At 72.7% G+C, this 26,338-nt stretch carries 21 protein-coding genes; 13 read left to right on the forward strand and 8 right to left on the reverse strand.

Annotation, left to right across the window (positions count from 1 at the left end; all coding sequences use genetic code 11):
• The first annotated feature begins 107 nt into the window (after nt 1–107).
• A complete protein-coding gene (locus AB0M92_RS31535) occupies nt 108–878 on the forward strand; it encodes a lysophospholipid acyltransferase family protein (RefSeq protein ID WP_366105733.1) in 771 nt (256 codons plus the stop codon).
• Between the two features lie 99 nt (nt 879–977).
• On the opposite strand, the gene AB0M92_RS31540 is transcribed toward AB0M92_RS31535, so the two are convergent.
• From AB0M92_RS31540 to AB0M92_RS31550, 3 genes are read right to left on the reverse strand one after another with little or no spacing between them, the layout of a single operon-like run.
• A complete protein-coding gene (locus AB0M92_RS31540) occupies nt 978–2,024 on the reverse strand; it encodes a beta-ketoacyl-ACP synthase 3 (protein ID WP_366105734.1) in 1,047 nt (348 codons plus the stop codon).
• A 13-nt stretch (nt 2,025–2,037) separates the two neighbouring features.
• Nucleotides 2,038–3,546, reverse strand: coding sequence for a hypothetical protein (locus AB0M92_RS31545; protein ID WP_366105735.1), 1,509 nt, complete (start codon nt 3,544–3,546; stop codon nt 2,038–2,040).
• A 20-nt stretch (nt 3,547–3,566) separates the two neighbouring features.
• Entirely contained in the window at nt 3,567–5,042 is a 1,476-nt protein-coding gene (locus tag AB0M92_RS31550) for a lipase family protein (RefSeq protein ID WP_366105736.1), read from the reverse strand.
• 334 nt (nt 5,043–5,376) lie between these two features.
• Here AB0M92_RS31550 and AB0M92_RS31555 point away from each other — a divergent pair, with 334 nt between their 5' ends.
• Together AB0M92_RS31555 and AB0M92_RS31560 are read left to right on the forward strand one after the other, a co-directional pair.
• On the forward strand, nt 5,377–6,186 hold the full coding sequence (locus tag AB0M92_RS31555) for a dienelactone hydrolase family protein (protein WP_366105737.1): 810 nt from the start codon (nt 5,377–5,379) through the stop codon (nt 6,184–6,186).
• Nucleotides 6,187–6,253: 67 nt separating this feature from the next.
• Nucleotides 6,254–7,348 carry a DUF11 domain-containing protein gene (locus AB0M92_RS31560; RefSeq protein ID WP_366105738.1) on the forward strand — a complete coding sequence of 365 codons (1,095 nt, stop codon included), beginning with the start codon at nt 6,254–6,256 and terminating at the stop codon, nt 7,346–7,348.
• Nucleotides 7,349–7,446: 98 nt separating this feature from the next.
• Here the strand turns inward: AB0M92_RS31560 and AB0M92_RS31565 are convergent, their stop codons facing one another.
• On the reverse strand, nt 7,447–7,923 hold the full coding sequence (locus AB0M92_RS31565) for a hypothetical protein (RefSeq protein WP_366105739.1): 477 nt from the start codon (nt 7,921–7,923) through the stop codon (nt 7,447–7,449).
• A gap of 521 nt (nt 7,924–8,444) precedes the next feature.
• Here AB0M92_RS31565 and AB0M92_RS31570 point away from each other — a divergent pair.
• The 3 genes from AB0M92_RS31570 (at nt 8,445) to AB0M92_RS31580 (ending at nt 13,957) form a co-directional block, all read left to right on the forward strand.
• Complete coding sequence (locus AB0M92_RS31570; protein ID WP_366105740.1) at nt 8,445–9,482, forward strand: terpene synthase family protein; 1,038 nt, start codon at nt 8,445–8,447, stop codon at nt 9,480–9,482.
• A gap of 22 nt (nt 9,483–9,504) precedes the next feature.
• Nucleotides 9,505–10,866, forward strand: coding sequence for a cytochrome P450 (locus tag AB0M92_RS31575; protein WP_366105741.1), 1,362 nt, complete (start codon nt 9,505–9,507; stop codon nt 10,864–10,866).
• Nucleotides 10,867–11,056: 190 nt separating this feature from the next.
• Complete coding sequence (locus AB0M92_RS31580; RefSeq protein ID WP_366105742.1) at nt 11,057–13,957, forward strand: AAA family ATPase; 2,901 nt, start codon at nt 11,057–11,059, stop codon at nt 13,955–13,957.
• Between the two features lie 82 nt (nt 13,958–14,039).
• Here AB0M92_RS31580 and AB0M92_RS31585 read toward each other — a convergent pair whose 3' ends face one another.
• Nucleotides 14,040–16,559, reverse strand: coding sequence for an MDR family MFS transporter (locus AB0M92_RS31585; protein WP_366105743.1), 2,520 nt, complete (start codon nt 16,557–16,559; stop codon nt 14,040–14,042).
• 104 nt (nt 16,560–16,663) lie between these two features.
• Nucleotides 16,664–17,188, reverse strand: coding sequence for a sigma-70 family RNA polymerase sigma factor (locus AB0M92_RS31590; RefSeq protein ID WP_366105744.1), 525 nt, complete (start codon nt 17,186–17,188; stop codon nt 16,664–16,666).
• Nucleotides 17,189–17,738: 550 nt separating this feature from the next.
• Here AB0M92_RS31590 and AB0M92_RS31595 point away from each other — a divergent pair.
• The 7 genes from AB0M92_RS31595 to AB0M92_RS31625 all read left to right on the forward strand — a co-directional run bounded on the left by AB0M92_RS31595 (nt 17,739) and on the right by AB0M92_RS31625 (nt 24,678).
• Nucleotides 17,739–18,497, forward strand: coding sequence for a DeoR/GlpR family DNA-binding transcription regulator (locus AB0M92_RS31595; RefSeq protein WP_366105745.1), 759 nt, complete (start codon nt 17,739–17,741; stop codon nt 18,495–18,497).
• Between the two features lie 125 nt (nt 18,498–18,622).
• The gene (locus AB0M92_RS31600) at nt 18,623–19,981 is read left to right on the forward strand and encodes a sugar ABC transporter substrate-binding protein (protein WP_366105746.1); all 1,359 of its coding nucleotides are present in this window, start codon (nt 18,623–18,625) and stop codon (nt 19,979–19,981) included.
• A gap of 20 nt (nt 19,982–20,001) precedes the next feature.
• On the forward strand, nt 20,002–20,973 hold the full coding sequence (locus AB0M92_RS31605) for a sugar ABC transporter permease (RefSeq protein WP_366105747.1): 972 nt from the start codon (nt 20,002–20,004) through the stop codon (nt 20,971–20,973).
• Nucleotides 20,970–21,797 carry a carbohydrate ABC transporter permease gene (locus AB0M92_RS31610; RefSeq protein ID WP_366105748.1) on the forward strand — a complete coding sequence of 276 codons (828 nt, stop codon included), beginning with the start codon at nt 20,970–20,972 and terminating at the stop codon, nt 21,795–21,797. The genes AB0M92_RS31605 and AB0M92_RS31610 overlap by 4 nt, the downstream gene beginning before the upstream one ends.
• Nucleotides 21,794–22,783 carry a zinc-dependent alcohol dehydrogenase family protein gene (locus tag AB0M92_RS31615; RefSeq protein ID WP_366105749.1) on the forward strand — a complete coding sequence of 330 codons (990 nt, stop codon included), beginning with the start codon at nt 21,794–21,796 and terminating at the stop codon, nt 22,781–22,783. The genes AB0M92_RS31610 and AB0M92_RS31615 overlap by 4 nt, the downstream gene beginning before the upstream one ends.
• Nucleotides 22,780–23,805 (forward strand): PfkB family carbohydrate kinase, encoded by a 1,026-nt coding sequence (locus tag AB0M92_RS31620; protein ID WP_366105750.1) that lies wholly within the window; start codon nt 22,780–22,782, stop codon nt 23,803–23,805. Before AB0M92_RS31615 ends, AB0M92_RS31620 begins: the two co-directional genes overlap by 4 nt.
• Nucleotides 23,806–23,868: 63 nt before the next feature.
• Nucleotides 23,869–24,678 (forward strand): class I SAM-dependent methyltransferase, encoded by an 810-nt coding sequence (locus AB0M92_RS31625; RefSeq protein ID WP_366105752.1) that lies wholly within the window; start codon nt 23,869–23,871, stop codon nt 24,676–24,678.
• Between the two features lie 36 nt (nt 24,679–24,714).
• Here the strand turns inward: AB0M92_RS31625 and AB0M92_RS31630 are convergent, their stop codons facing one another.
• Entirely contained in the window at nt 24,715–24,873 is a 159-nt protein-coding gene (locus tag AB0M92_RS31630; protein WP_366105753.1) for a hypothetical protein, read from the reverse strand.
• 352 nt (nt 24,874–25,225) lie between these two features.
• Nucleotides 25,226–26,005: a peptidoglycan recognition family protein gene (locus AB0M92_RS31635; RefSeq protein ID WP_366105754.1), complete on the reverse strand. Its 780-nt coding sequence runs from the start codon at nt 26,003–26,005 to the stop codon at nt 25,226–25,228.
• Nucleotides 26,006–26,338: the final 333 nt, after the last annotated feature.

Below are 26,338 nucleotides of genomic sequence, written 5' to 3' on the forward strand. Positions count from 1 at the left end.
CTCGTGCTCAAATAGGTACCACGGCAGGGTATTTACTCAAAACCCTTCCCCGCCGGGCTTGTTGATGATTCGAAATGCGAGAGTGGGGTTCATTCGTGTCGGAAAGCATGACCGATGTGATCGAGGTGGCCGGAGCCGAGCTCAGGCATGCGAAGCGGCTGCTCGGCGACGCCGGCGAAGACGCCTGGGACCGGTTCATGGACTGGCTCGTCGACGACTGGTTCCGGCTCGAAGTGGCCGGTACGGAGAACATTCCGGCCGAGGGGCCCGCCATCCTCGTCGCCAACCACTCGGGCGCCTGGGGACTCGACGCCTTCGTCCTCCAGAAGGTTTTCGCCCGCACTCTCGCACGACCCCTGCACGTTCCCGCGGCGCCGCTCGTCTTCCGCCTCCCGATCCTCGGTTCGTACGCCCGCAAGAAGGGCGCCATTCCGCTGGATCCGACACTGGGAATGGAACACCTGACCGCAGGGGAACTCGTCGGGGTGTTTCCCGAGGGATTCTCCGGGCTGGAAAAGCCCTTTCGAAAGCGGTATCAACTCCGGCCGTTCAGCCCCGGGTTCGCGGTCACGGCGGTCCGGGCGGGCGCGCCCGTGGTCCCGGTCTCCGTGATCGGCGCCGAGGAGGCGTACCCCCGGATCGGCGAGGTCCCGGCCCTGGCCCGCCTCTTCGACCTCCCCTACTTCCCCATCACGACGGCCTTCCCGCTGCCCGCCAAGTGGCTCGTCACCATCGGCGAGCCGATCCCCGCTCCGCGGCGGCCCGAGTCCTACGCCGCCCGGGCCGCCGCGGCCCGCCTGCTGTGCGCCGAGGCGCAGGCCGCCGTCCAGGCCTTGGTGGACCGGGAACGGCGCAGGCGAGACACACCGTTCTGGTAGTCCGCCCGGAGCACGCGGGGCGGGGGTCGGGGGTCTGGGGGTCTGGGGGTCTGGGGGTCTGGAGGGGGAGGGGGTCGGGGGGCGGGGGCGGGGCGCGGCTCACCCGCCCTCGGACACCGCCCGCACCTCGGGCCAGACCAGGGTGGTCGAACCCCAGGCCAGTCCCGCCCCGTACGCGGTGAGCGCCACCCGCAGGCCCGGCGAGAGGGTTCCCGCCGCGGCCGCCTGGGCCAGCAGTACGGGTACCGAGGCCGCCCCCGTGTTCCCGTACTGCTCGATGTGCGACAGCACCTGCCCCGGCGCCAGGCCCAGTTCGTCCGTGAGCCCGTCCAGGATCCGCTGGTTGGCCTGGTGCGCGGCCACCAGGTCCAGGTCCTCCAGCCGCCACCCGGCCCGCTCCACGGCCCGCGTCACGGAGTCGCACATCCCGACGACGGCCTGCTTGCGCACGGCGGGGCCGTCCATCCGGAAGTGCGGGGAGAACTCCTCGTCCGGGGCGTCCCGTTGCCGCTTCCGGGCCCGCGCGCCGCCCCCGGGGATCTCCAGCAGGTCCGCTCGCGCGCCGTCGCTCCCCAGGTCGAACGGCCCGAACGCGCCGGGGGCGCCCGCCTCGCCCGCGCGCAGCACCACCGCTCCCGCCCCGTCGCCGAAGATGGCCGCCATCAGCCAGTCCTGGGGGTCCAGGAACGCGCTGAACACGTCCGAGGCGACGAGCAGGACACGGTCGAAGGCACCGGCGGTGATCATCGAGGAAGCCACGCCCAGGCCGTACACGAACCCGCTGCAGCCCGACGTCACGTCGAACGCGGGCACCGTGCCCAGTCCGAGGCGGGCCGCCACCTCCGGGGCCCCGGACGGGATGAGCCGGTCCGGGGAGATGGTGGCCAGGACGACCGCGTCGACCGAGGACACCCCGGCCGCGGTCAGCGCGTGCCGTCCGGCCCGTACCGCCAGGTCGACGGTGGCCTCCCCCTCCGCGATGCGCCGCACCGCCACACCGATGCGGGCGCGGATCCACTCGTCGCCGACGGGCCGCCTACCGCACAGCTCGGCGTTCGTGAGGACGCGCGGGGGGACGTACGCGCCGAGCCCGGCGAGGACGGCGGCGCGGGCGGGTCCCGGCGGTGCGGGTGCCGAAGTGTGCATGGATCCGTCCGTCTCAGTCCGTCAGCCGCTTCGCTGCCCGCCGTACGCCGTCGGCGGCCGTGGCGCACCGCTCGGCGTGGTCCAGCAGGACCATGCGGAACCGCTCGCCCTCCTCGTCGGCGTTCCAGCCGCTGTTCCCGGCGCACGCGGTGAGGCCGTGCGCGTGCCGCTCCAGCCGGTCGGCGCTGGCGTGCGCGAGGGCCCCGTACGCCGCCGGGGCGTAGCCGAACGCCGAGACGGGCACCGCCGTCGGCAGGGTGACGCTCACCCGTCCGTCGTCCGGCCGGGCGGCGAGGTCCTCCAGCGCCACCACCAGCGTCCGCGGATCGAGGGTGTCCGGCAGCCGGTCCGCGGTGAACTGCGGGGCGATCAGCAGCGGGCGGACCGCGTCGGTGACGGCGCGCACGATGTGCTCGGCGACGAGCGCGGCGAACCGCGTCGCGGCGCACCCGGTCGGCGCCCCGCACAGCGGCGGCATGCCGGTGGCCCCCAGCGCGGCCGACGCGCCGCCCGGCGCCGGGTCCGGGAGGACCTCGCCGTCCAGACCGCGCAGCCAGCCGGGCACGCGCAGGATCTCGGTCCCGGCCTCGACCGCCAGGTCCTGCCAGACGAAGTCGGACCGTACGGGGTACACCGCCGCGGCCACCGGCGGCCAGCGGCGCAGCGCCTCGGCCACGGCCGCCTCCGGGGAGTCGGCGGCGCCCGCGGCGAGGAGGGCCAGCGCCTGGGGCACCGTCTCGGCAGCGGCCCGGGAGACCAGCGCGAGCGCGTGCGCGACGGCCGGTGCGGCGGCGTCCTGATCGGCCGCTTCGGACCCGGACCCCCGGGCCAGGAGCCGGCCCGTCAGGGAGGCGGGGTCCGGGTCGGCCAGATGCGGTGCCAGCCGGCGCCGCAGGGCCTCGGCCCGGCCCTCGTACGACCGGCTGCCGGTGGCCTCCGTCGCCGCCGCGAGCACCTCGCTGAGCAGCGTGTCCTCGACGGCGGCGGCACCCGCCACCACGCGCCGGCTCAGCCGCAGCATGCCGCGCTGCCAGTCGGTCCACTCCAGCGTGCCGTCACCGCGGCGGGCCGCGATCACCCGGTCCACGTCCTCGGCCAGCAGGGCTCCGAGCTCCGCGGCCGGTACGGCGGCGTCGCGCGGCAGCGGTACGTGCGGCGACAGACCGTGGCGCTGCCCGCCGGCCGTCAGGCCCGTGGCGGGTGCGAGCGCCCCCGCCTCGTCGGCCGCCGCGAGCAGGCCCGCGGCGTCGGCGGCGGCCAGGGGCAGGAGGAACGGCCCGAAGGGGGTGCGCAGTTGGACGGGGCGCCCGGAGCGGGTGCGCCGCAGGAAGGCCAGCAGCGCACGCGTCACCCCGTCCCGGGTCAGCAGGTCCAGCCCGAGGGCGCGGGCCGGGGCGTCCACCCAGGGCAGGCGCTGGGCGACCATCGCCGCGCTGAACACGGCGTTCTCCAGGGGCCAGGCGCTGGCGGGACGTCGCGGCGTGGTGGCCGTGGCCGTGCCCGGGCTGTCGGCAGTGGTCATCGGTCGGGTCTCCCTTGTGGTCACTTGTCGCGCAGCATGTAGGGCTGGTTGCCGACGACTTCGCCGTCGTAGTCGCCGATCAGCTTGTTGACCTGGTCCCGGTAGTGGGCGAACTCCCCGCGCAGCGCGTCGGAGTAGGCCTGCGGGGCGTGCGAGAGCGGGTAGTCGTACGACTCGTCCAGCCAGGCCAGTTCGACCCAGCTCGCGGGGACGTCGTGGGGCGATGCCGGTCCGCGTCCGTCCAGTCCCGGGATCACGTCGTGCTTGTTGACGAGGCTGATGACCCGGGTGGTGTGGTCGGCGGGCCGCTTGCTGTCGATCGGGGAGCCGATCGCGATCACGTGGGTGACCCGGTGGGTGGCGCAGACCTCCACGTCGGACGCGAGGTTCATCGCGGTCATGCCGCCCAGGCTGTGCCCGACGATCATGAGCTCCGCGCCGGTGGGCACCCCGGCCCGCCGGAGCAGCTTCTTCGCGGCGCGCGTGTACGTCGTGTCGGTGCGCAGCAGTCCGTCGAAGGCGCCGACGAGGTCCTGCGGGGTGCTGTTGCTGAGCCGCCCGAAGCTGGTGCCGGGCAGGAGCAGCACGTACCGTACGGTGCCGTCGGCGCACGCGACGCGGCGCAGCAGCACCAGGCCGTGGTTGCCGAGGGCCCCGATGTCGTTGACGTAGCTCACGATGTCGTTGCGGGAGCCGGCGAGCACGTTCGCGAGGATCGGGTCCGGCTCGGTGCGCTCGGCCCGGCCCGGCCCGGGGTTGAGGAACCCCAGCACGGAGCTGGGCAGTCCGAGGACCGGATCGGTGGTGGGCACGCCGCCGGCGAGCGTCACCCAGGAGAAGTCGTCGTTGACCGGGTTCTCGTCCAGCATGCCGAGCAGGGCCAGCAGTTCCATGATCACGGGGCTCACCGTGGTCAGGGCGCGGGTCACCCCGAGCAGCTCGATCAGCGCGCGCATCGCCCGCGCTGCCTCCAGCCGGTTCCCGGCCACCATGGCGTCGGTGAGGCGGCGGGCGGCGGGGGCGCCGAGGTTGGGGTGGTCGACCGCGGCCGCCTTGATCCGCAGCGCGAAGGCGTCGACGGCCATGGCCACCTTGGCGGGGCGCCGGTACGTCATGTTCCCGGCCATCCGCAGGAGTTCGCCGGCCACCCCGCCGTTCGCCCCGAACCCGAGGCCGTCGGCGGCGGTCAGCGCCCGGGCGCAGGAGACTGCGGTGCCCAGGGCCCAACCGGGGCGCTTCAGCGCCGCCAGTCCGAACCGCCAGCTGAACAGCGCGCCGGTCAGCTCCGCGCCCGACTGCTTGGCCGTCAGGGCCGCGTCGGCGAGCAGGACCGAGGCCGTGACGAGCAGTTCGGCGTCGATCCGCTCGGGCGCGGGTTCGGATGCGGTCGGTGCCGGTACGAGTGGTGCGGCCGGGGCCGCACTCGGGGTGGCGGGGCCCGGACTCCTCCGGGCCGGGAGGCGCTGAGCCGTTTCGTCGACCACCTGAGGCGCCACGTGCGTACCTCTCATCCCTGTGAACGGCTTCGCAGCCTTGCCTGCCCGCTGTGTGCGGGGGAATCGTGGCACCGAAAGTGATCCTTTCCGCGCGGCCGGACCCCGTTCGCGCACCTCACGCCCCTACCGAGCCGGGGTCGGCCTCCTTGCCGGGCCCGTGGCCACGGGCCCGGGCGGATCCGGTGGGCGCCCCGTTCACCCGCCGGGGTGGGACGGCTCCGGGAGGATGACCGCGGCCCCTCGTGGTTGACGCACCCCGATCCGGCCGCCTGCTTGGCATGGACGCGGCGTAAAGTCGGCTGCCGACGCCGGGACGCGACGAGAGCAGGGGCACATGACAGGCACCGCACCGACTTCCACCCTCGCCGGCTGGAGCCGGGCCCCGTTCTCCGCCGAGGGACTCACGTACGACTGCTTCGAGAAGGGCGAGGGGCCCGGTGTGGTGCTCCTGCCGGAGCTGCCCGGGATCACTCCCGAGGTGCTCGGGCTGGCCGAACACCTGGTGGCCGAGGGGTTCACCGTCGTGATGCCCTCGCTGTTCGGTACGCCGGGCAGGCCCGTGTCCGTAGCCCGGACGGCGGCCGTCCTGGCCCGCGTCTGCGTCTCCGCGGAGTTCCGGGCCTTCGCCACGAACGCCCGCCGGCCCGTCGCCGACTACCTCAGGGCCCTCGCCCGCGAGCTCGCGGCCCGTACGCCCGCCGCGGGGGTCGGCGTCATCGGGCTCTGCTTCACGGGCGGTTTCGCCCTGGCCGCGGCGGTGGACGACGTCGTGCTGGCTCCCGTGATGAGCCAGCCGTCTGCGCCGATCGCGCTCGGCGCCGCCCGGCGCGCCGATGCCGGTGTCTCCGAGGGCGAGTTGCGGCGCGTCGTCGAGCGCACGCGCAACAGCGGGCTGTGTGTGATGGGGCTCCGCTTCAGCGAGGACTGGATGGCGCCGCAGGAGCGGTTCGACACCCTGAGCTCCCGGCTCGGGGAAGCCTTCAAGGTGATCAGGCTCGGCTCGGCCCCGGGCAACGGCGACGGTTTCGGCCGGCAGGCCCACGCGGTGCTGACCCTGGAGGTCCGCGAAACCCCGGAGGACCACCCGGCCTTGAGGGCGCGCGCGGAGGTGACCGCGTTCCTGCACGAGCGGCTGGGCGGCTGACCGGACAGCCCGCGGTCACCGCTGTCGCGGCCGCGGCCCCGACCGACGAGGGGGACCACGCGGACAAGTGACCGACACGCTGCCCGCGCCGCTCACCTTCGTGAGCTCGACCGACGGGTGCTCGGCCGACAGGGGCACCGTCACCTGCGGCCCCGTGGCCGTACTCGACCAGGGCTCGCCGAAGAGCTGGCGCTTCACCGTCCGGCTGGACAGCGACTACACGGGCAACGGCTCCGACATCCTCAACACGGCCACCGCCGCCTCGAAGACGAAGGACCCCAGGCCGGAGAACAACACCAGCAGCCCGGCGGGCCTGCCCGGCAGCAAGGTCAACAAGCCGACCGCCGACCTGGCGGTGACCAAGGAGGCGGTGGGCAGCAAGCCGCCCAAGCCCGGTGAGACCTTCGACTACCGCATCAGGATCACCAACAACGGCCCCTCGGCCGACGCCTTCAACGTCAAGCTGACCGACAACCTCCCCGAGGGGCTGTCGTACGTGTCCTCCTCCCCGTCCGGGTGCACCGTCTCGGGGCACATGGTCTCCTGCAAGCGCACCAGCCCCCTCAAGGTCGGCGACTTCACCGAGTACGTCCTGACGGTGCGGGTGGATCCCTCGTACGGCGGCGACGGCAGCGACCTGAAGAACACCGCCAAGGTGACCGCGGACAACATCGACCCCGCGAGCGAGAACGATTCGAGCACCGCCCCGGTCCCCGGCGGCAACGTGGCGGCGCCGTCCGCCGACCTCTCGATCACCAAGAAGCCGGTCCAGACCGCGCCGGTGGCGCCGGGCGAGACCTTCGAGTACGCCCTGACCGTCAGCAACGCCGGTCCCTCGACGGCCGAACGGATCAGCGTCAGTGACGCGCTGCCGACGGCGCTGAGCTACGTGGACGGCGATCCCTCCTGCTCCTCCGGCCGTGCGGTGACCTGCGGGCCGCTGCCCACGCTCGCCCCCGGGGCGGACGTGACCCGGGTGTTCAGGGTGAAGCTGGACCCGAACTACACGGGCGACGGCTCCGACATCCGCAACACCGCGACCGTGAGCGCGCTGACGGCCGATCCGAACGCCGACAACAACACCGGCAGGGCGGCCGGCCCGCCCGGAGGCACCGTGAAGAAGCCCACCGCCGACCTGGAGGTGGGCAAGACGACACCCTGACCCCCTGACACCCGCGGACCGGGCCCGGCGGGGCCGTGCCCGGTGATGGCCCTCGCACACCGCGATGCCCCCTGCCCACCGGGCCGGGGGCATCGTCGTCACGTCAACCGCGCGCCCGCGCCGCCCGGATCGTCGGTGGCGCGGGCGATGCCTCGAAGCTCCCTGTCGATCCACGCCTGCTCGGCCGCCTCGCAGGGGGAGGAGGACGCCGGGACGGGAGCGGGCCCCTGCCGGGGGGCCGGCTCTTGGCGGGGGCAGGTGTTGTCCACGACCGCCCAGCCCTTGCCCCCGTCGGGGGCGGCCAGTTCGACGAGACGGTGGTCGAGGTGGCCGGTGATCATCACGGCCATCAGGGACAGGTACTCGCACTGCAGATCGGGGGCGAGATCGGCGTCGCCCGGGACTTCGAGAACGGCCTCGCGGCCGTCGGCGAGCAGTGCGCAGGTGGTCTGGACGGCCCGGATGAGCGCCTCGAACCGCTCGCCGGTCAGGCGCGCCCGCAGGACCTCCAGGTAGGAGCCCAGGACGTCGGCCTCCTGGCCGTCGCCCGAATCCGCCGCTCGGCGCTCGATCATGTCCCCCGCCCTTCCCGGACGGCTGCGTCCCCTCGAAGTGTAGGGAGTGCCGCACACCTCCACGGCGCTCTTCGGCCACCGGCGGACACCACTGCCGCCCCGTCCTCAACAGGTGTCACGGTCAACCGAGTTCACGGACGGCCGCCGCAACGCTCCGATGAGTGGCCGGAAGACGTCCATGATGACCGGCGGATCCGGAGGCTCCTCCTCCGAATGCCTGCGACTATGCCGCTCGCATATCCGTCCGGGATATTCGCCCCGTAATAGCAGGGAGAATGCAGTATCTCCGCACTTTCTACATTGACAGTGCGCGGCGCCCTGAGGGTTAATTACTTCACGGGTGGCCTGATGTAGTCGTGTGCGGACGGGTTCTGGTCGGTTCCCGACCGCTTCTATCCGGAGGTTGCGGAGTGTGCGGCCGCGACGACGCCGCAGCAGCGGGGCGCCCCGGAATCGCATGTGTCATGACGATCGTACATTGAGCGGGTATTGGCGAATCCGACTCTTCCGTGGGGGGATCAATGGCCCGGCTCGACCCATTCCCTGTTCCTGATTTCCACCTTCCGTTCGGGAACTCCAAGCATCCACTGGCCGCCCGCGCCAACGCGGAGGCCACGTCCTGGGCGTTGGGCCACGAGCTCGTCACCGACGCCGCCGAGCAGTTCACGGCGATCGGCTGCGGACACCTCGCCGGCCGCGTGAGCGGCGAGGTGCCGTACGAGACCATCGTGCTGCTCGCCGAGTGGATGGCCTGGTCGTTCGTCCTGGACGATCAGCACGACCACCTCATCCGGACGGGTGAACTTGCCGCCTGGCGGCCCGTCACCGATGCCATCACCGAGTATCTGGCCACGGGCAAGACCTCGTGGTCACCATCGCGCCGCAATCCGCTGGTGAACGGATTCATCGAGCTGTGCGACCGGATCCAGGGCGGTATGTCCGCCGGAACGGCGGCCCGATACCGAACACATGTCCCCCAGATGCTGCACTCGCTGGACCAGGAAGCGGGCAATCGCGGGGCGACCAGACGCCCTTCGGTCCAGGAGTACGTCCTCATGCGCCGGCACAGTTCCCAACTGCTCCCGATGATGGACATGGTGGAGGCCGGACTGGGAATCGACCTGCCGCAGCACGTCCACGACCTCCCGGCTTTCCAGGCGGTCGCGGAGAGCGCCGTGGACATCATCTCGTGGGGCAACGACGTGTTCTCGCTGCCGAAGGAGCACGCCTGCGGAGACAACAACAACCTCGTGTCGCTGATCTCCTCCTGGGAAGGATGTTCGCTTCCGGAGGCCGTCCGGTCGGTCGAGGAGCGGATCCAGGTCCGCATAGAGGACTACGTGGCGGCGGAGCGGGGGCTGTTTCAAGTCATCGATGCCCAGGGCGAGATGGACCCGTCCCTGCGTGCGGACATCACCCGCTGCGTGCGCAGTTACGAAGACTGGATGATCGGCGCGGATCTGTGGCAGCGTTACGAGTGCACACGGTACAGCGACGAACGGTTCGCGGCCGGGCTGGAGTCCGCGTACACCCGCCCGGACCTCGTTTCGGTGGCATGACGGCATGACAGGGAGTCGACCCATGGCCCATACGGAACTACTCGGCCCTGCGGTCAACGCACCGGCGGCCCCGGGGCGGATACCGCTCCTGGGGCACGCCGTACCCCTGTGGCGCAGGCCGATCGCCTTCCTCGAATCGCTGCGCGAGCACGGCGACATAGTGCGGCTCGACATCGGCACCTGGCCCGTCCACGTGCTCACGAGTCCGGAGCACGTGCACACCGTGCTGGTCCAGCAGGCGCAGAAGTTCGGTCGCGGCAGGATCTTCGACCGGCTCAAGCCGATGTTCGGCAACGGCATCGTGACCACGGACGGCGAGTTCCACCGCAAGCAGCGCCGGATGATCCAGCCGGCGTTCCACCGCAGCCACATCGCCGACTACGCCGAGGTGATGAGCCGGGCGGCGCGGGAGATGACGGCGTCGTGGACGCCGGGCCGGGAGATCTCGATGGTCACCGAGGCCCGGCGGTACGCGCTGTCCTCCGTGGCCGAGATGATCTTCTCGGGGGACTTGAGCCGCCCCGCCATCGCCGAGGTGCACCGCTCCCTGCCGATCGTCCTGGAGGGAATGCTGCTGCGGGCGGTCATGCCCAAGTCCCTGGACCGGCTGCCCATCCCGCTGAACAGACGCTTCGACGCGGCGGCCGCCCGCCTGCGCGGGATCATCGACCAGGTGATCGCGCAGTACGCCGCCGAGGAGGCCGGGGCGCAGGAGCGCCACGACCTCCTGTCCCTGCTGCTGTCGAGCGTCGACCCCGAGACGGGGACGACGATGCGCCCCGAGCAGGTGCGGGACGAGGTCATCGCCATCCTGTTCTCCGGTACGGAGACCTCGGCGACGACCCTGTCCTGGGTGTTCCACGAGGTCGGCCGCCACCCGGAGGTGGAGAAGCGCCTCCACGAAGAGGTGGACGCGGTGGTGGGAACGCGCCCCGTCCGCCCGACCGACATCGCACAACTGCCGTACGCCAACCGCGTGTTCCAGGAGGCATTGCGCCTCCATTCGCCCCTGCTCTTCACGCGGCGGGCACTGGTCCCGCTCACCCTGGGCGGCATCTCGATCCCGGCCGGCGCCGAACTGGCCTACAGCCCCTACGCGTTGCACCGCGACCCGGCGCTGTTCCGTGATCCCACGGTGTTCGATCCGGACCGGTGGGAGGAGAAGGGCGAGGGGCAGCCGCGCGCGCACCGGTACATCCCGTTCAGTGCGGGTCAGCACAAGTGCATCGGGGACACGTTCGCCGTGGCGGAGATCCTGACCGCCGTCGCGACGGTGAGTTCGCGGTGGCGGCTGGTGCCCGCGCCGGGGGTGACCGTACGGGAACTGCCGGCGGGGATGCCCCAGCCCAGTGAGCTTCCGATGATCCCTGTTTCGCGCATTTGAAGGAATCCGGCCGATCCCGTTCATTTCAAGTCGAGTTCAATCATCACGCGCCGTCACGACCTGCGTAAAGTCAGCCGAGGATACAGCGTTGTCCCCTTACGGGTGACGTGATCCCGCAATAATGTGCTTAAGCAGCAACTTCTCGCTCCCAGGGTCGTACACTCGGCCGCACGCGCTGGAGGGGGCAAGAATGTCACATGTCACGGAACCGCAAGAGTGGGCGACCCAGCCGCTGCTCGAACGGGAATCCGAGATTCGCGCGATCCACCGCGCGGTGGACGAGTTGTGCGGCACCTCGGAGAACGGTCCCACCGCACGCCGCGGAGGTGTCCTGACCTTCGCGGGATCGGGCGGCATCGGCAAGACCACCCTGCTGGGCGAAGCCCGTCGGCACGCCGGCGAGCGGTCGTGCACCGTACTGTTCGCCCGCGGTGGCGAGCAGGAGAAGCAGGTGCCGTTCCACGTGATGCGGCAGCTCATCCAGCCGGCCTTCGCCGCGATGACCGAGGACGAACGGCGTGACGTCCTCGGCACCTGGTACAGCATCGTCGCCCCGGCGCTCGGACTGACCGCGGCCCCGGAAGGCCCGACCGCACCCGACCCGCAGGGCGTGCGCGACGGACTGGACTGGGTCGTCACCCACCTCACGGTGCGCAGCGCGCCCGTCGTCCTGATCCTCGACGACGCGCACTGGGCGGACGCCGAGTCCCTGGCCTGGCTGACCGCGTTCGCGGCGCGGGCCGAGGAGCTCGCCATGCTGATCATGTTGGCCTGCCGCCCGGACGAGATCCCCGCCGGCGCGGGCGCCCTGCGCGCCCTGATGGGCCGGCAGGGAACCCGTCCGCACGAGCTCGCTCCCCTCACCACGACCGCGGTGGCCCGCATAGTCCGGGACGCCCTCGGGCAGAGCGCGGACGACGTGTTCTGCCGCGAGTGCTGGGCGATCACCGGCGGAAACCCCTTCGAGGTCGTCGAACTGGCCATGAAGGGCCGCGACCGCGAGCTGAAACCGCACCAGGACAGCATCCCCGAGCTGCGCGATCTGGCTTCCGCCGTCAAGGGCAGCGGCCTGATCGACCGCCTCGAACAGCTCGGGCCCTCCATCGTCCGGCTCGCCTGGGCCGCGGCGGTGCTCGGTACCGCCGTCCCGACCGGGATCGTCGGGAGCGTTGCGGCACTCGGTGACGCACAGGTCGCCGACGCCATCAACAAACTGCGGTCCGCCCGTATCCTGACCGTCCTCACCGGCCTGCGCCGCAAGGAGGTCGTCGAGTTCTTCCATCCGCTCGTCGCCACCGCCGTGTACCGGTCGATCCCGCCCGGTGTGCGCGTGGCGATGCACGGCATGGCCGCTCAGGCCCTGGTCGACGACGGCCAGGGAGCCGCGGCGGCCGCCCGTCACCTGCTGGAGATGCACCCCGACGGCGATCCCTGGGTCGTACAGCAGCTGCGCCAGGCCGCGCGCGAAAGCTTCTCCGCGGGTGCGCCCGACGCGGCACGCCGCTATCTGGCCCGTGCGCTGCGCGAGCCCCCGGACGCGGAGGACCGGGCCGAGGTGTTGTTCGAGCTCGGCTCCGCGAACCTCCTGCACGATCCCGCGACCACCATCAACCAGCTCAGGGCCGCGCTGGAGGAGCCCAAGGCCGAACAGGGCCTGCGGGAGGCGATCACGTACCGGCTGGCCCAGGCCCTCGCCCACACGGGTCAGCTGGCCGCGGCGGCCGGACTGCTCCAGGAGGAGGCCAAGCAGGCCTCCAGCTCCCGTACCCGGCTGCGCATGCAGGCCGAGCAGTTCAAGTGGAACTCGGTCCGGGTCGACGAGGAGAACTCGCCCGCCCGCTCCCGGCTGCTGGCCCAGTTCGCCAAGCGGCTCACCGGCCGCGGTCTGGCGGAGCGGCATATCCTGGGCCTGCGCGCCTGGGACGCCGCGATGCGCGGAGAAGCCGCCACCACGGCGCTGGAGTACGCGGAACAGGCCCTGGACGGCGGGATGAGCTGGACCGACCAGGACTTCGGGTTCGAAGTACCGTCGGTCATCGCGGTCACGCTCATGTACTGCGACCAGCCCGGGCGCGCCGAGGACCTGTTCAACACCGGCATCGTCGAGTTCGAGGCGAAGGGCTGGCGCGGCGCGCACCTGTCGTTCGTCTACACGCTGCTCGGGTACGTCCGTTACCGGCGCGGGCGGCTCGCCGAGGCGGAGGACTTCGTCCGCAACGGCCTGCAGATCGCCGACCGTGTCGGCCAGGGGATCCCGGCGCAGTGGTACGCGATCGGCACGCTCATCGAGACCCTGCTCGCCCGCGGGAACACCGCGGAGGCGCAGCGGGTCGCCGACACCTACAAGCTGGGCGACGGCTTCCCGGCCGCGGTCGTCTACCCCGACCCGCAGGCCGTGTGGGGCAAGCTGCTGCTGGCCCAGGGCCGGATCGACGAGGCGATGCGGCACCTGACCGCGGCGGGCAGGCGGCTGGACCTGCGCGGCACCCGCAATCCGTCGTGGAGTCCGTGGCAGCTGGACCTGGCGCTGGCGCAGGTGACCCGCGCGCCCGAGCAGGCACGCGCCACGGCGACCGAAGCGGTCGCCCGGGCGCGGGTGTTCGGTACGTCGAGCGCGATCGGCCACGCCCTGCGCGTATCGGCGGCGGCCACGGACCCGGCGCAGGCGGCGGTCCTCCTCCAGGAGGCGGTGGGCCACCTCGAACAGTCCCCCGCCGCCTGCGAACTCGCCCACGCCCTCGTCGATCACGGCACGGCCCTGCACACCCTGGGCGATCCGCACCGGGCGGCGCAGCAGCTCTACCGGGGCATGGAGACGGCCTCGGCCTGCGGCGCCGACGGCCTCGCGCGCCGCGCCCGCTCCCAGCTGGTGTCGGCCGGTCTGCGCCCCCGCCGGCTGCACACGTTCGAGCAGGACACGCTGACCGTGGCCGAGAGCGCGGCGGCCGGCCATGCCGCGCTCGGCCTCGACAACACGGCGATCGCGGCGAAGACGCACAGCGACCCGCAGGCCGTCTCCGAACTCCTGTCGGCGGTCTTCACCAAGCTCGGCACCGACCGCCTGGGCCTGCGCAGGGCCCTGGGGATCTGAGGAGGCCCGGCCGTCGGAGGAAAGAGGGGGGCGGGGCGGGCCGAGTGCTGTCGGCCCGCCCCGCCTTCCTGTCCGGGGCCGGTCAGCCCTCTGCCGCGGTGACGCTCCGCGCGTCGTCCCGGGGCCCCCGGGCCCTGACCGTCAGGGCGGCGACCAGGCCCGCGAGCAGGAGGCTGCCGGCCGCCCACCAGAAGCCGGCGGTCTCGGCGCGCAGCACCTCCATCACGATCGCGCGGGGCAGCTCGGCCCCGGTGCGCAGGCGGTCCACGTGGACGGAGATCACGGTGTCGAGCAGTGCCGCGCCGATCGCCGTGCCCAGTGCCTGGGCCGTGAAGACGGCTGCCGCGGCTCCGCCGGAGCGCGCCGCTGCGACCCCGCCGGTCACGGTGGCGAAGACCGGCACGAAGGCCGTCCCGATCCCGAGGCCGATGAGGAGCAGCGCGGGCAGCACTCCGGTCGCGTACGAGCCTTCGAGGCCGAGACGGGTCAGCAGGAACAGACCGACGGCGGTGAGCACCAGGCCCGCCAGGAGCGGGACGCGGGGCCCCACGCGGTGCAGCAGCCGGGCGGACACCTGGGTGGAGCCGACCGCGATCGCGGCCGCCATGGGGAGGAAGGCCACTCCGGCCGCGCCCGGTGCGTCGCCCAGCACGGCCTGGAGGTAATAGCCGACGACGGGGTAGAGGACGAGGACGCCGGCGCCGGCCAGGAGCATGGCGAGGAGGCTGCCTGCGCGGTTCGGGTCCCTCAGGACGCCCGCCGGCAGGAGCGGGTGCGCCGCGACGGTCTGGCGCCACACGAAGCCGGCGAGCAGGAGGACGCCCCCGACGAGCAGGACCAGCACGAGGGGGGCGGTCCAGCCGAGCGGCGCGGCCTCGCCCAGTCCGTAGAGCAGGGCGGCGAGCCCGCCCGCGCCGAGCAGTGCGCCCGGCCCGTCGAAGTGGCCGGCGGTGCGGCCCCCGTTCTCGCGCACCAGGGTGAGCGTGCCGATCAGCGCGACCGCGGCGATCGGCACGCCGACGAACAGCGCGACGCGCCAGCTCAGGGCGGTGAGCAGCCATCCGCCCGCGGCCACCCCGAGTGCCGTACCGCCGCCCGCGACGGCGGCGTAGACGCCGAAGGCCCTGCCTCGTTCCCTCGGGTCGGTGAAGCCGGTGGCCACCAGGGACAGCGCGGCCGGGGTCAGCAGCGCGCCGAACGCGCCCTGGAGCACGCGGGCCCAGACGAGCGTGCCGGAGTCCGGAGCCGATCCGCCGAGGACGGAGGCGGCCGCGCAGCCGAGCAGTCCGACGATGAGCGTCTGTCTGCGGCCCACGAGGTCCGCGACGTGCCCCCCGATCAGCAGCACGGCGCCGAAGGCGATGCCGTAGGCGCCGGCCATCGTGCGCGCGTCATCGGCCGACAGGTGCAGGTCTCCCTGGACGGCCGGGATCGCGATGTTGAACGCCGCCGCCTGGATCAGTACCAGCAGCTGTGCCAGGGAGATCGCCGCCAGGCCCCACCAGCGCCTCGGGTGCGCGGGGGCCGGAGGTGAGTCCGGGGGCGGGGGTGCCTGCCAGGCGGCCGCGGGCGCGCCCGGGGGCGGTCCGAAGCCCCGCGCGGGATCGAAGGCCGCGAGGGGCGCCGGGGCGTAGGCGGACGGCAGGGGCGGCCCCTGCGGGGCGGGCGTTTCCGCGGGGGCCGGGGCCTGGGCCGGGATCACCGGGGCGTAGTCCAGCAACTCGGCGGCATGACGGCCGAGTTGTGCCAGTACGGCCCCCGGCAGCCACTCCGGTGCCTGGTCCGGCGTCGTACGCTCGGCCACCTCGCGGGGGGTCGGCCGCCGGGCCGGGTCCTTGTGCAGGCAGGCCCGTACGAGGTCGACCAGCGCGGCCGGCACCCCGGTCAGGTCCGCCTCCTCCTCGGCGATCCGGAAGAGGTGGGCGTTCAGTCCGGTGTCGGTGGCGCCGAAGAGGAGACGTCCGGTGGCGGCGTAGACGAGGACGGCGCCCAGGCAGAAGACGTCGCTGGCGGGGGTGAGTTCGAGGCCGCGGACCTGCTCCGGGGACATGAAGCCGGGGGATCCGATCAGCATGCCGGTGCGGGTGTGCAGGCTGTGTTCCTCGGCGAGGCTGTCCATCGCGCGGGCGATGCCGAAGTCGATGACGCGGGGGCCGTCGACGGTGACGAGCACGTTGGACGGTTTGAGGTCGCGGTGGATCAGGCCCGCCCCGTGCACGGCCTGGAGGGCGAGCGCGAGGCGGTTGGCGAGGGTGTGGACGGAGTGCTCGGGCAGCGGACCGAAGTGCCGGGCGACGACGGCGTGCAGGTCGGGGCCGGGGATGTACTGGGTGGCCACCCAGGGGACTGCGGCCTCGGGATCCGCGTCGAGCACGGCCGCCGTGCAGCTGCCTCCCACTTTCCGCGCGGCGGCGATTTCGCGGGCGAAGCGTCTGCGGAACTCGGGGTGTCCGGCGTACTCGGCCTGCACGACCTTCACGGCGACGGTGCGGCCGCCCTCGGAGCGGCCCAGGTAGACCAGGCCCATCCCGCCGGCCCCCAGCCGGGCGATGAGGCGGTAGGGGCCGATACGGGCCGGGTCTTCGGCGGTCAGCTGATCCACTGGGGCAGGATAGGCCAACTGTGCGACATCGGTGGGGACATCGGGCGCATCGAGCGGCGACCCTCAGCACGGGATCCGCGGTGCGGACGGGCCGCCGCGGCGGATCATCGCAGGCCCCGGCTGCTCAGGCCTGCCCGCAGGGCGCGCATCGCGTTGTGCGTCCGTGATTTGACCGTGCCCGGCGGCACGCCCAGCACTTGGGCGGTCTGGCTCACACTGCGCCCCATGTAGTACGTGTGCAGCAGCACCTCCCGCTGGAACGGCGTGAGGTCGCGCATGGCGTCGACCACGACATGGGTGGTGAGGGTGCGGTCGACCCCGTCCGGTACCGGCATGCGGCGCAGGCTTTCGTCGTCGGCCTCGGGCGGGCGCGACTGGCGGCCCCGGTGGCCGTCGATGACCAGGTTGCGGACCACGGCGAACAGCCAGGGCCGCAGCGCCTCGGCTCCGGGTTCGAGCTGCGCGGCGTGCTGCCAGGCGCGGAGGGCCGCTTCCTGGAACACGTCCTCGGCCCGGTGCCAGTCGCCGTCGAGCCGGCGGGCCGCGAAACGCATCAGCTCGGTCCCGTGCTTCTCGTAGAGCGCTCTCAGAAAGGCGTCGCCGTGCTCCGCGGAACGGTTCGCGGGCACCTGCGGGCTCGGTGTCGGTGTCGGTATCGGTATCGGTGTCGGTACGTCGTTCAAGACGGTTCCCTCCGTTCCGGCACCGGCTGTGGCGGCGGCTTCCGCATCTGATCTCTGATGCAGTTGTAGTCGTGAACGGGCGGCCGGGCCGGGCCCGTTATGGAGTCGATCGCGCCCGAGTCCGCCCGAGTCCGCCCGGCCGGGCGGGTACGAATCCCCGGTTCAGCACGGGTGTGGCGGACGTGCCGCCCGTACCGGATGCCCGAACGGCCGCTCCCGCCGGTCCGATTGGCGCCCGCGGCCCCGCCGGGGCGGCGGACCCGCCCGCCCGCACCGGATCCGGCACCCGAACGTGCCAAACGGGCACCCCGGGCGCCCGGAATGACCGACTGAACGGCTCTGACGTGCTGTTCTGCCCCTTCCGGAACGGGCACATACAGGCCATCTCATGCCCGGAACGGGCCGGTGCGCGACTGATCCCCGGCGGTATAAATCTTGGGCGGGCCCGTTCGGGCCGCCGGTGCCCGAACGGGCTGGGGAAGGGCAGGTACGTCCGATGCGATCAGAGGAACGCCACCAACGGCTGCTCACCCTCGCCCGGCAGCAGGGGCGGCTGGAGGTCGCAGGTGTCGCCGCGGACTTCGGGGTGGCGCCGGAGACGATCCGGCGGGACCTGAGCGAACTGGAGCGCCGTGGGCTCGTCCGTCGCACCCACGGCGGCGCGTATCCCGTCGAGAGCGCCGGATTCGAAACCAACCTGGCGCAGCGGGTCACGCTGCACGTCGAGAGCAAACGCCGGATCGCCGCGCAGGGCGCCAAACTGCTCGGCGGGGCGGAGACGGTGTTCGTCGACGAGGGGTACACCCCACAGCTCCTCGCGACGCTGCTGCCCACCGACCGCCCCCTGACCCTGGTCACCGCCTCGCTGTCGACGGCCGCGGCGGTGGCCGACTCCCCGCACACCACGCTGCTCCTGGGCGGCCGGGTCCGCGCCCGGACGCTGGCCACCGTGGGCTCCTGGGCCTGCGCGATGCTCTCGGGCTTCGTCATCGACCTGGCCTACCTGGGGTCGAACGGCATCTCCCGGGACTGCGGCCTCACCACTCCCGATCCGGTCGTGGCCGACGTCAAGGCGAAGGCGCTGGAGGTTTCCCGCAGACGGATCTTCATGGGGCACCACGGCAAGTTCGGCGCGAGCAGCTTCTGCCGCTTCGCCGAGGTGTCCGACTTCGAGACGATCGTCACCGACACCGGGCTCTCCGTCGCCGAGGCCCACCGGTACTCGCTGCTGGGCCCGCAGGTCATCCGCGTCTGACCCGCTCCGGCCACGCGTCCGCAGTTCGCCCCACGCAGTTGCGCAGTACGCACCCCGCAATACGCACCCCGCACGCCACGCGTGTTGTCGGCATGCCCGAAACCATCACCCGGAAGGGGACCCGCATGACGACCCGAGGAACCAGCAGAGCCGTCCCGGCCGCGGCCGTCGGCCTGGGCATGGCCCTGATCGCCGGGTGCTCCGGCGCCGGCGGCGGCGCCGGCGGCTCCGGAGCCCACTCCATCAACGTGCTGATGGTCAACAACCCCCAGATGGTGGACCTCCAGAAGCTCACCGCCGACCACTTCACCAAGGCCACCGGCATCACGGTCCACTTCACCGCGCTCCCGGAGAACGACGTACGGGACAAGATCAGCCAGGACTTCGCCGGCCAGGCCGGCCAGTACGACGTCGCCACCATCAGCAACTACGAGACGCCGATCTACGCCAAGAACGGCTGGCTCTCCCCGCTCACTGCCCGCGCCAGGGCCGACTCCGCCTTCGACCAGGGCGACATCCTGCCCCCGATCCAGGAGTCCCTCACCGCCTCGGGGGAGATCTACGCGGAGCCCTTCTACGGCGAGTCCTCGTTCCTCATGTACCGCAAGGACGTCTTCGCCGAGAAGGGCCTGACCGTGCCCGCGAACCCCACGTGGGCCGAGGTCGCCGAGCTGGCGGCCAAGGCCGACGGGGCCGAGCCGGGCATGAAGGGGATCTGCCTGCGCGGTCTGCCCGGCTGGGGCGAGGTGATGGCCCCGCTGACCACCGTCGTGAACACCATGGGCGGCACCTGGTTCGAGAAGGACTGGACGGCCCGGCTCGACAGCCCGGAGTTCGCCAAAGCCGTGAAGTTCTACGTCGGTCTGGTCCGCGACCACGGCGAAGCCGGCGCCCCCCAGGCCGGGTTCACCGAGTGCCTCAACGCGATGGAACAGGGCAAGGTGGCCATGTGGTACGACGCCACCTCCGCCGCGGGCCCGTTGGAGGACAAGGCCTCCCCCGTGGCCGGCAAGGTCGGCTACGCCCCCGCCCCCGTGGAACGGACCAAGAGCTCCGGCTGGCTCTACACGTGGGCCTGGGGCCTGCAGAAGGCCGGCGAACACCAGGACGACGCGTGGAAGTTCGTCTCCTGGGCATCGGGCAAGGAGTACGAGAACCTCGTCGGCGAGCGGCTCGGCTGGGCCCGCCTCCCTGCGGGCAAGCGCACCTCCACCTACGCCAATCCGCAGTACGTGGCCGCGGCCTCCGCCTTCGCCGACGCCACCAAGTCCGCTCTGACCGCGGCCGACCCGGCCGATCCGGGCGTCCAGCCTCGGCCCGCGCCGGGCATCCAGTTCGTCGGCGTCCCCGAGTTCACCGACCTCGGCACCGAGGTCTCCCAGCAGATCAGCTCCGCCATCGCCGGCCGTACCAGCGTCGAGGAAGCCCTCAAGGCGGGCCAGTCCCGCGCGGAGGCCGTCGCCAAGAAGTACGCGGGCAACTGAGCGGCAGGACGGAGGCTCCCATGACCGCCCCTCTGACGGCCGAACCCCGGCGCACCGCCCCGCGCGGCGGCCCGCGCCGGGCCACCCGCCCCGCCGGACCGCGCCCGCGCGGCGCCTGGGCCCGGCGTGCACCCCTGCTGCCGGCCCTGGTCTTCCTGATCGCGGTGACGCAGCTGCCGTTCGTCGCCACCCTGGTCATCTCGTTCATGCGCTGGAACGCCCTGGCGCCGGACGACCGGGGCTTCGGCGGGCTCGCCAACTACCGGGGCGCCCTGACCGATCCCGCGCTCAGGTCCTCCCTGCTCACCACCGTGGTCCTCACCTCGGCGGTGGTGCTCACCAGCCTCCTGCTCGGCCTCGGTCTGGCCCTGCTGCTGGACCGCGGCTTCCCGGGCCGCGCCATCGTCCGCACCCTGCTCATCGCCCCCTTCCTCGTCGTCCCGGCCGCATCCGCCCTGCTGTGGAAGCACGCCCTCTACAACGCCTCGTACGGGCTGATCAACGGTTCGCTCACCTGGATCTGGGGCCTGTTCGGCAGTGACGGCGCCCCGCAGCCCGACTGGATGTCCGGCCTCCCGCTGGTCGCCGTCGAGGTGTCACTGATCTGGCAGTGGACGCCGTTCATGATGCTGATCCTGCTCGCCGGACTCCAGAGCCGGCCACCCGACATCGTCAAGGCCGCGCACGTCGACGGGGCCGGCACCTGGCAGGTCTTCCGCCACCTCACCTTCCCGCACCTGCGCCGCTACCTGGAACTGGCCGCCCTCCTCGGCAGCATCCACGTGGTCCAGAACTTCGACGCGGTCTTCACCCTCACCTCGGGCGGTCTGGGCACCGCCAACCTGCCCTACACCGTCTACGAGACCTTCTACCAGGCCCACGACTACGGCCAGGCCTCCGCCGAGGGCGTCCTCGTCGTGATCTGCTCCATGGTCATCGCCACCTTCGCCCTGCGCACCGTCTCCTCCCTGTTCCGCGAGGAGGCGCCGTGACCGCCCCCGTCCGCCGCGGTTTCCGGGGCCTCGCGGCCTGGCTCTGCGGGCTGCTGTTCTTCCTTCCGTTCGCGTGGATGGTCCTCACCTCGCTGCACAGCGAGCAGGACGCCTCGACCAACCCGCCCGCCGTGGGCGCCGCGCTCACCCTGGACGGCTACCGGGAGTTCTTCGGAGCGGGCACCGGGACGAGCCCGTGGCCACCGCTGATCAACTCGGCCACGGCGAGCGTCGTATCGACCCTGCTGGTCCTGGCGCTGGCCCTGCCGGCCGCGTACGCCCTTTCCGTCAAGCCGGTCCGCAAGTGGACCGACGTGCTGTTCTTCTTCCTCTCGACCAAGATGCTCCCCGCCGTTGCCGGACTGCTGCCGCTGTACCTCATCGCGCGGGACACCGGAATGCTCGACAACATCTGGCTCCTGGTCATCCTCTACACCTCGATGAACCTGCCGGTCGCGGTGTGGATGATGCGCTCCTTCCTGGCCGAGGTGCCCGGGGAGATCCTGGAGGCGGCCTCGATCGACGGCGCCGGGCTGACGACCACCCTCCTTCGGATCGTGGCGCCCGTGGCCATGCCCGGCATCGCCGCCACCGCGCTCATCTCGTTCATCTTCAGCTGGAACGAGCTCCTCTTCGCCCGCGTCCTGACCGGGGTCGTGGCCGGTACGGCACCCGTCTTCCTCACCGGGTTCGTCACCAGCCAGGGGCTCTTCCTGGCGAAGGTGTGCGCCGCCGCCGTCTGCATCTCCCTGCCGGTCCTCATCGCCGGGTTCGCCGCCCAGGACAAGCTCGTCCAGGGCCTCTCCCTTGGAGCAGTCAAGTGAAAGCAGCCCTCATCAGCGCTCCCGGAGTCGTGACGATCGAGACCGTCGACGACCCGAAGCCCGGCCCCGGCGAGGTGGTGGTCCAGGTCGCCGCGTGCGGGCTCTGCGGAACCGATCTGCACATCCTCCAGGGGGAGTTCGCGCCCAGCCTGCCGATCGTGCCGGGTCACGAGTTCGCCGGCACCGTCGTCGCCTACGGCCCCGAGGTGACCGGGCTGGCCATCGGCGACCGCGTGGCCGTCGACCCCTCGCTGTACTGCAATGCCTGCCACTACTGCCGGATCGGCCGCAACAACCTCTGCGAGCGCTACGCGGCGATCGGAGTCACCGTCCCGGGAGCGGCGGCCGAGTTCGCCGTCGCGCCCGCCGCCAACTGCGTACGGCTCCCCGACCACGTGCGCGTCGAGGACGCCGCCCTGATCGAGCCGCTCTCCTGCGCGGTACGGGGGTACGACGTCCTGCGCGCCCAACTCGCCAGCAGCGTACTGATCTACGGCTCGGGCACGATGGGCCTGATGATGATGGAGCTCGCCAAGCGCACCGGCGCCATCGCCGTCGACGTGGTCGACGTCAACCCCGAGCGGCTGGAGACCGCCCGCTCCCTCGGCTGCACCCATGCCGTCGGCTCCCCCGACGAGATCGACCGGCCGCGCGGCTGGGACCTCGTCATCGACGCCACCGGCAACGAGCAGGCCATCCAGGACGCGATCGGACGCGTGGCCCGGGGCGGTACCTACCTCCAGTTCGGGGTGGCCGACTACGCGGCCCGCGCCACGATCGAGCCGTACCGCATCTACAACCGGGAGATCACCATCACCGGCTCGATGGCGGTCCTGCACAGCTACGAGCGGGCCGCCGAGCTCTTCGCCGCGGGCGTGCTGGACCCGGACGCCTTCATCAGCGACCGGCTTCCGCTCACCGACTACGCGGCCGCGATCGGGCGGTTCCGGGCCGGGCGGGGCCGCAAGATCCTGGTCACCCCGTGACGGCCGGACCGGGACCCGTCCCCATCGCGACCGCCCCGGCCCTCGTCATCGGCGAGGCGATCACCGACGTCCTGACCGGCGCGGACGGCGTACGGCGGGCCCGCCCGGGCGGCAGCCCGGCCAATGTGGCCCTCGGCCTGGCACGGCTGGGCCATCCGGTGCGGCTCGCCACGCGGATCGGCCGCGACGGCCCGGGCCGCGCGCTCCACGCCCACCTGCGGGGCAGCGGCGTGGTGCTCACCCCGGGGTCGTTCGGCGAGGACGCGACCTCGACGGCCACCGCCCGGCTGGACGCGGCGGGCACCGCGCACTACACGTTCGACATCACCTGGGACCTGCCGCCCGGCACGCTCGACGGGCCGGCCCCGGCCCACGTGCACACCGGATCGATCGCGACGGCCCTCGCCCCGGGCGCGGACCGGGTGCTCGCGGCCGTCCGGGCCGCCCGGGCCGGCGCCACGGTCTCGTACGACCCGAACATCCGGCCCGCGCTTCTTGCGGGCGCCGACCGGGAACGGCCGCGCGCCGAGCGGTTCGTCGCGCTGAGCGACGTGGTGAAGGCGAGCGAGGAGGACCTCGGCCGGCTCTGTCCCGGCCGGTCCCCCGAGGAGACGGTCCGGCGCTGGGTGGCCGGGAGCGGGGCCGGCGGGGGCCCGGCGCTCGTCGTCGTGACCATGGGCGGCGCGGGTGCGCGGGCCTTCTGGCCGGGCGGGCGGTGCGAGGTGCCGGCGACCGCGGTCGAGGTCGCCGACACCGTGGGCGCGGGCGACGCCTTCATGGCGGGCCTGCTCAGCGGACTCCTGCACGCCGGACTGCTGGCTTCCGTCGGGCCGTCCGGAGCACCCGGCGCGGCGGGCGCGGCCCGCGCCCGTACGGCGCTGCGCGAGGCCACGGCCTGCGCGGCCTTGGACCCCCGGGTGGGCTCCGCCCTCGCGCTGGCCTCCCGCGCGGCGGCCCTGACCTGCACCCGCGAGGGCGCCGACCCGCCGACGCGCGTCGAGATCGCCCGCTGGGCGGCCTGAGGGTAGTGCCCCGCCTTCCTGCGCGCCGGGCGCCGCCGGGGCGGCCCGGCGATAATGGGGCGCATGGGTACAGATGCCGGGCGCGGGCGCTACGGCGAGGCGGTGTTCCGGCCCGAGCGGGCCGGCGAGGACGAGCGCATCGACCTGGGGGCGCTCACGTACGACGGCATGACCATGGACCGCCTGCGGGCCCTGGGTGCCGGGCCGGGATGGAACTGTCTGGACGTGGGCGCCGGGACGGGCACCGTCGCGCGGCGGCTGATCGAGGAGGCCGGGGTGGCGAGCGTGCTCGCCGTCGACCGCGACGTGCGCTTCCTCGCGGCCCGTCCGCTGCCCGGGCTCGATCTCCTGGAGGCGGATGCCAGCGCGCCGGATTTCGACCCCGGGCGCCGGTTCCAGCTCGTCCACGCCCGGTTCGTGCTGATGCACCTGCCCTCGTGGCGGCGCATGATCGCCCGGCTCGCCGGCCTGCTGGCCGAAGGCGGGCTGCTGGTGCTCAGCGACGCCGTCGACCTGACCACCCGTACCGCACCGCCGAACCCGTACACGCGGGTCATGCAGGCCATGTGGCAGGGGCTCCGGGACACCATCGGCACCGACGTCTCGTGGGTCGCCGAGTACCCCGGGCACCTGCGGGACGCGGGACTCGTCTCCGTGGCCGCCGAGATCCGGGTGCCTCCCCTGGTTCCGGGCAGCCCCATCAGCCGGTTCTGGATCGGTACGTGGGACCGGGCCAGGGAGTCGATCGTGGCCACCGGACTGGTGGACGACACGACGATCGAGGAGGCCGTCCGGTACCTCGGCTCCCCCGGCTGCGCCGCACTCTCACCGGGAATGATCACCGCCTGGGGCCGGCGTCCGTTGTCCTCCTGACGTGGGCCGGGAGGGAGGGGGCCCGGGAGGACGGGTTCAGGAGCGCCCGGTCTGGGCGCCGAGCCGGCCGTGCGGGCCCCGGCGGCGCCGGTCGCTGCGGCACCAGATGCGGTAGGCGCTGAAGCAGCAGGCCAGGGCGACCGAGACAGCACACCAGAGGCCGACGACGACGAGGATCGTGGCGAGCAGGGACATGTGGCTCACTCCTGTCCGGCTGGGTGCGCTGTCCGGGCCGTCCGAACTCCGTTCCCGGGTCCGGCTCTCGTCATCAACATACGGAGAAACGCGGGCCACGGGTTCGGCGAGGGAAGCGGTCGGGCGGAGATGTCGAATACCTCGTCACGTACCCGCGCCGGAGCGTCCTTCAACACGCCTCGCGGCACCTCTCGTGCGGAACGAGGGGGCACGACAAGGCGGTTCGGCTTCCGATTGACCAGTTCACGCCAAAAAAGGCCACCGCCGTACGCCGAGCGGGGCTGCGCTCGGCGTACGGCGGTGGCCGGGTGACGCGGGACGGAGGGCGGCGGGGTCCCCCCGGCCGGGGCGGTCAGCGCAACAGCCCCTCCGGGACGTACTCCGGGTAGGGGGACAGGGCGTGGGCGGCGGCCTCGTCGATGAGGTGCTGGAACGGGTCCGACGCGGGCTCCGTCAGTGAGGTGCCCAACCGGGTGGCGACCTGCTTGCGCAGGGTCGGGAGCAGGGCGTAGAGCCGGTCGCCGGGGCAGGACGTGGAGTTGAAGTCCCGGTGGCCGTAGATCTCGGAGGCGGGCAGACCGTACTGGTCGCAGATGTACGCGCACAGGTCCGCGAGCTTGGCGAACTGGGCCGCCGGCGGCTCCTCCGTCATGTACGTGCCCTCGTTCTCGATGCCGATCGAGACGGTGTTCTGCCCGACGCAGTGCGCCGCTCGCACCTGGCGCTTGCCGGTGCGCAGTTCCGCGAGGCTGTTGTGGCGGCCCTCCATGACGTACGCCCCGCGGCTGACCGTGAAGTGCTGCCCGGTGTCGATCCACCCCTGGGCGTCCATGTGGTACGTCTGGATCGCCCGGGCCAGGGCGTACGCGCGCTGCTGCGAGTAGTCGGTCACGTTCAGCGTCGCCGTGTGGTGGACGATGATCCGCTCCGGGCGGTTCGAGAGGACCACCACCGACTCGGAGGCGGCCCGCGCCCCCCAGCCGGCGCAGCTCGCGATCTCCGGTCCGGCCGCGGCGGCCGAAGCCGCCGCCCGTGCCCGGCCCGCCGGGAGGAGGGAGAGCGCGGAGCCGGCGGCCAGGGCGAACGCGCCCGTGACGACCGCTCGGCGGGTGTGCTGCGCGGGGGAGGTCATACCATGCCCTTTCGGTCGGAGGCTGCCCATTGAAGGGGCCCCGTCCGCAGGAGCACGCATGACACACCGGTGGTCGGCTTCCCGGCGGCGCCACGGGGTGAGCGGGGGCCGCCATCCGGGTGCGGCCCGGGCCGCGTCCCGCGCCCCGGCCGGGCCGTCTCTCACATCCTGGGCCGGGAACACCGCCTCGCGCCCGGCCATCCGGCCGGCGATCCAGCCAGCCAGCCAGCCAGCCGCACTAGGGCCTGTTTGAGATGTTGATCAAGGTCGTGAAACGATCTTCGGATGGCTCGTGGAGATCTGACGGACGACCAGTGGCTGCGTCTGGAGGCG

This window comes from Streptomyces sp. NPDC051582 (assembly GCF_040681715.1).
In the GTDB taxonomy this organism is placed as follows: Bacteria; Actinomycetota; Actinomycetes; order Streptomycetales; family Streptomycetaceae; genus Streptomyces.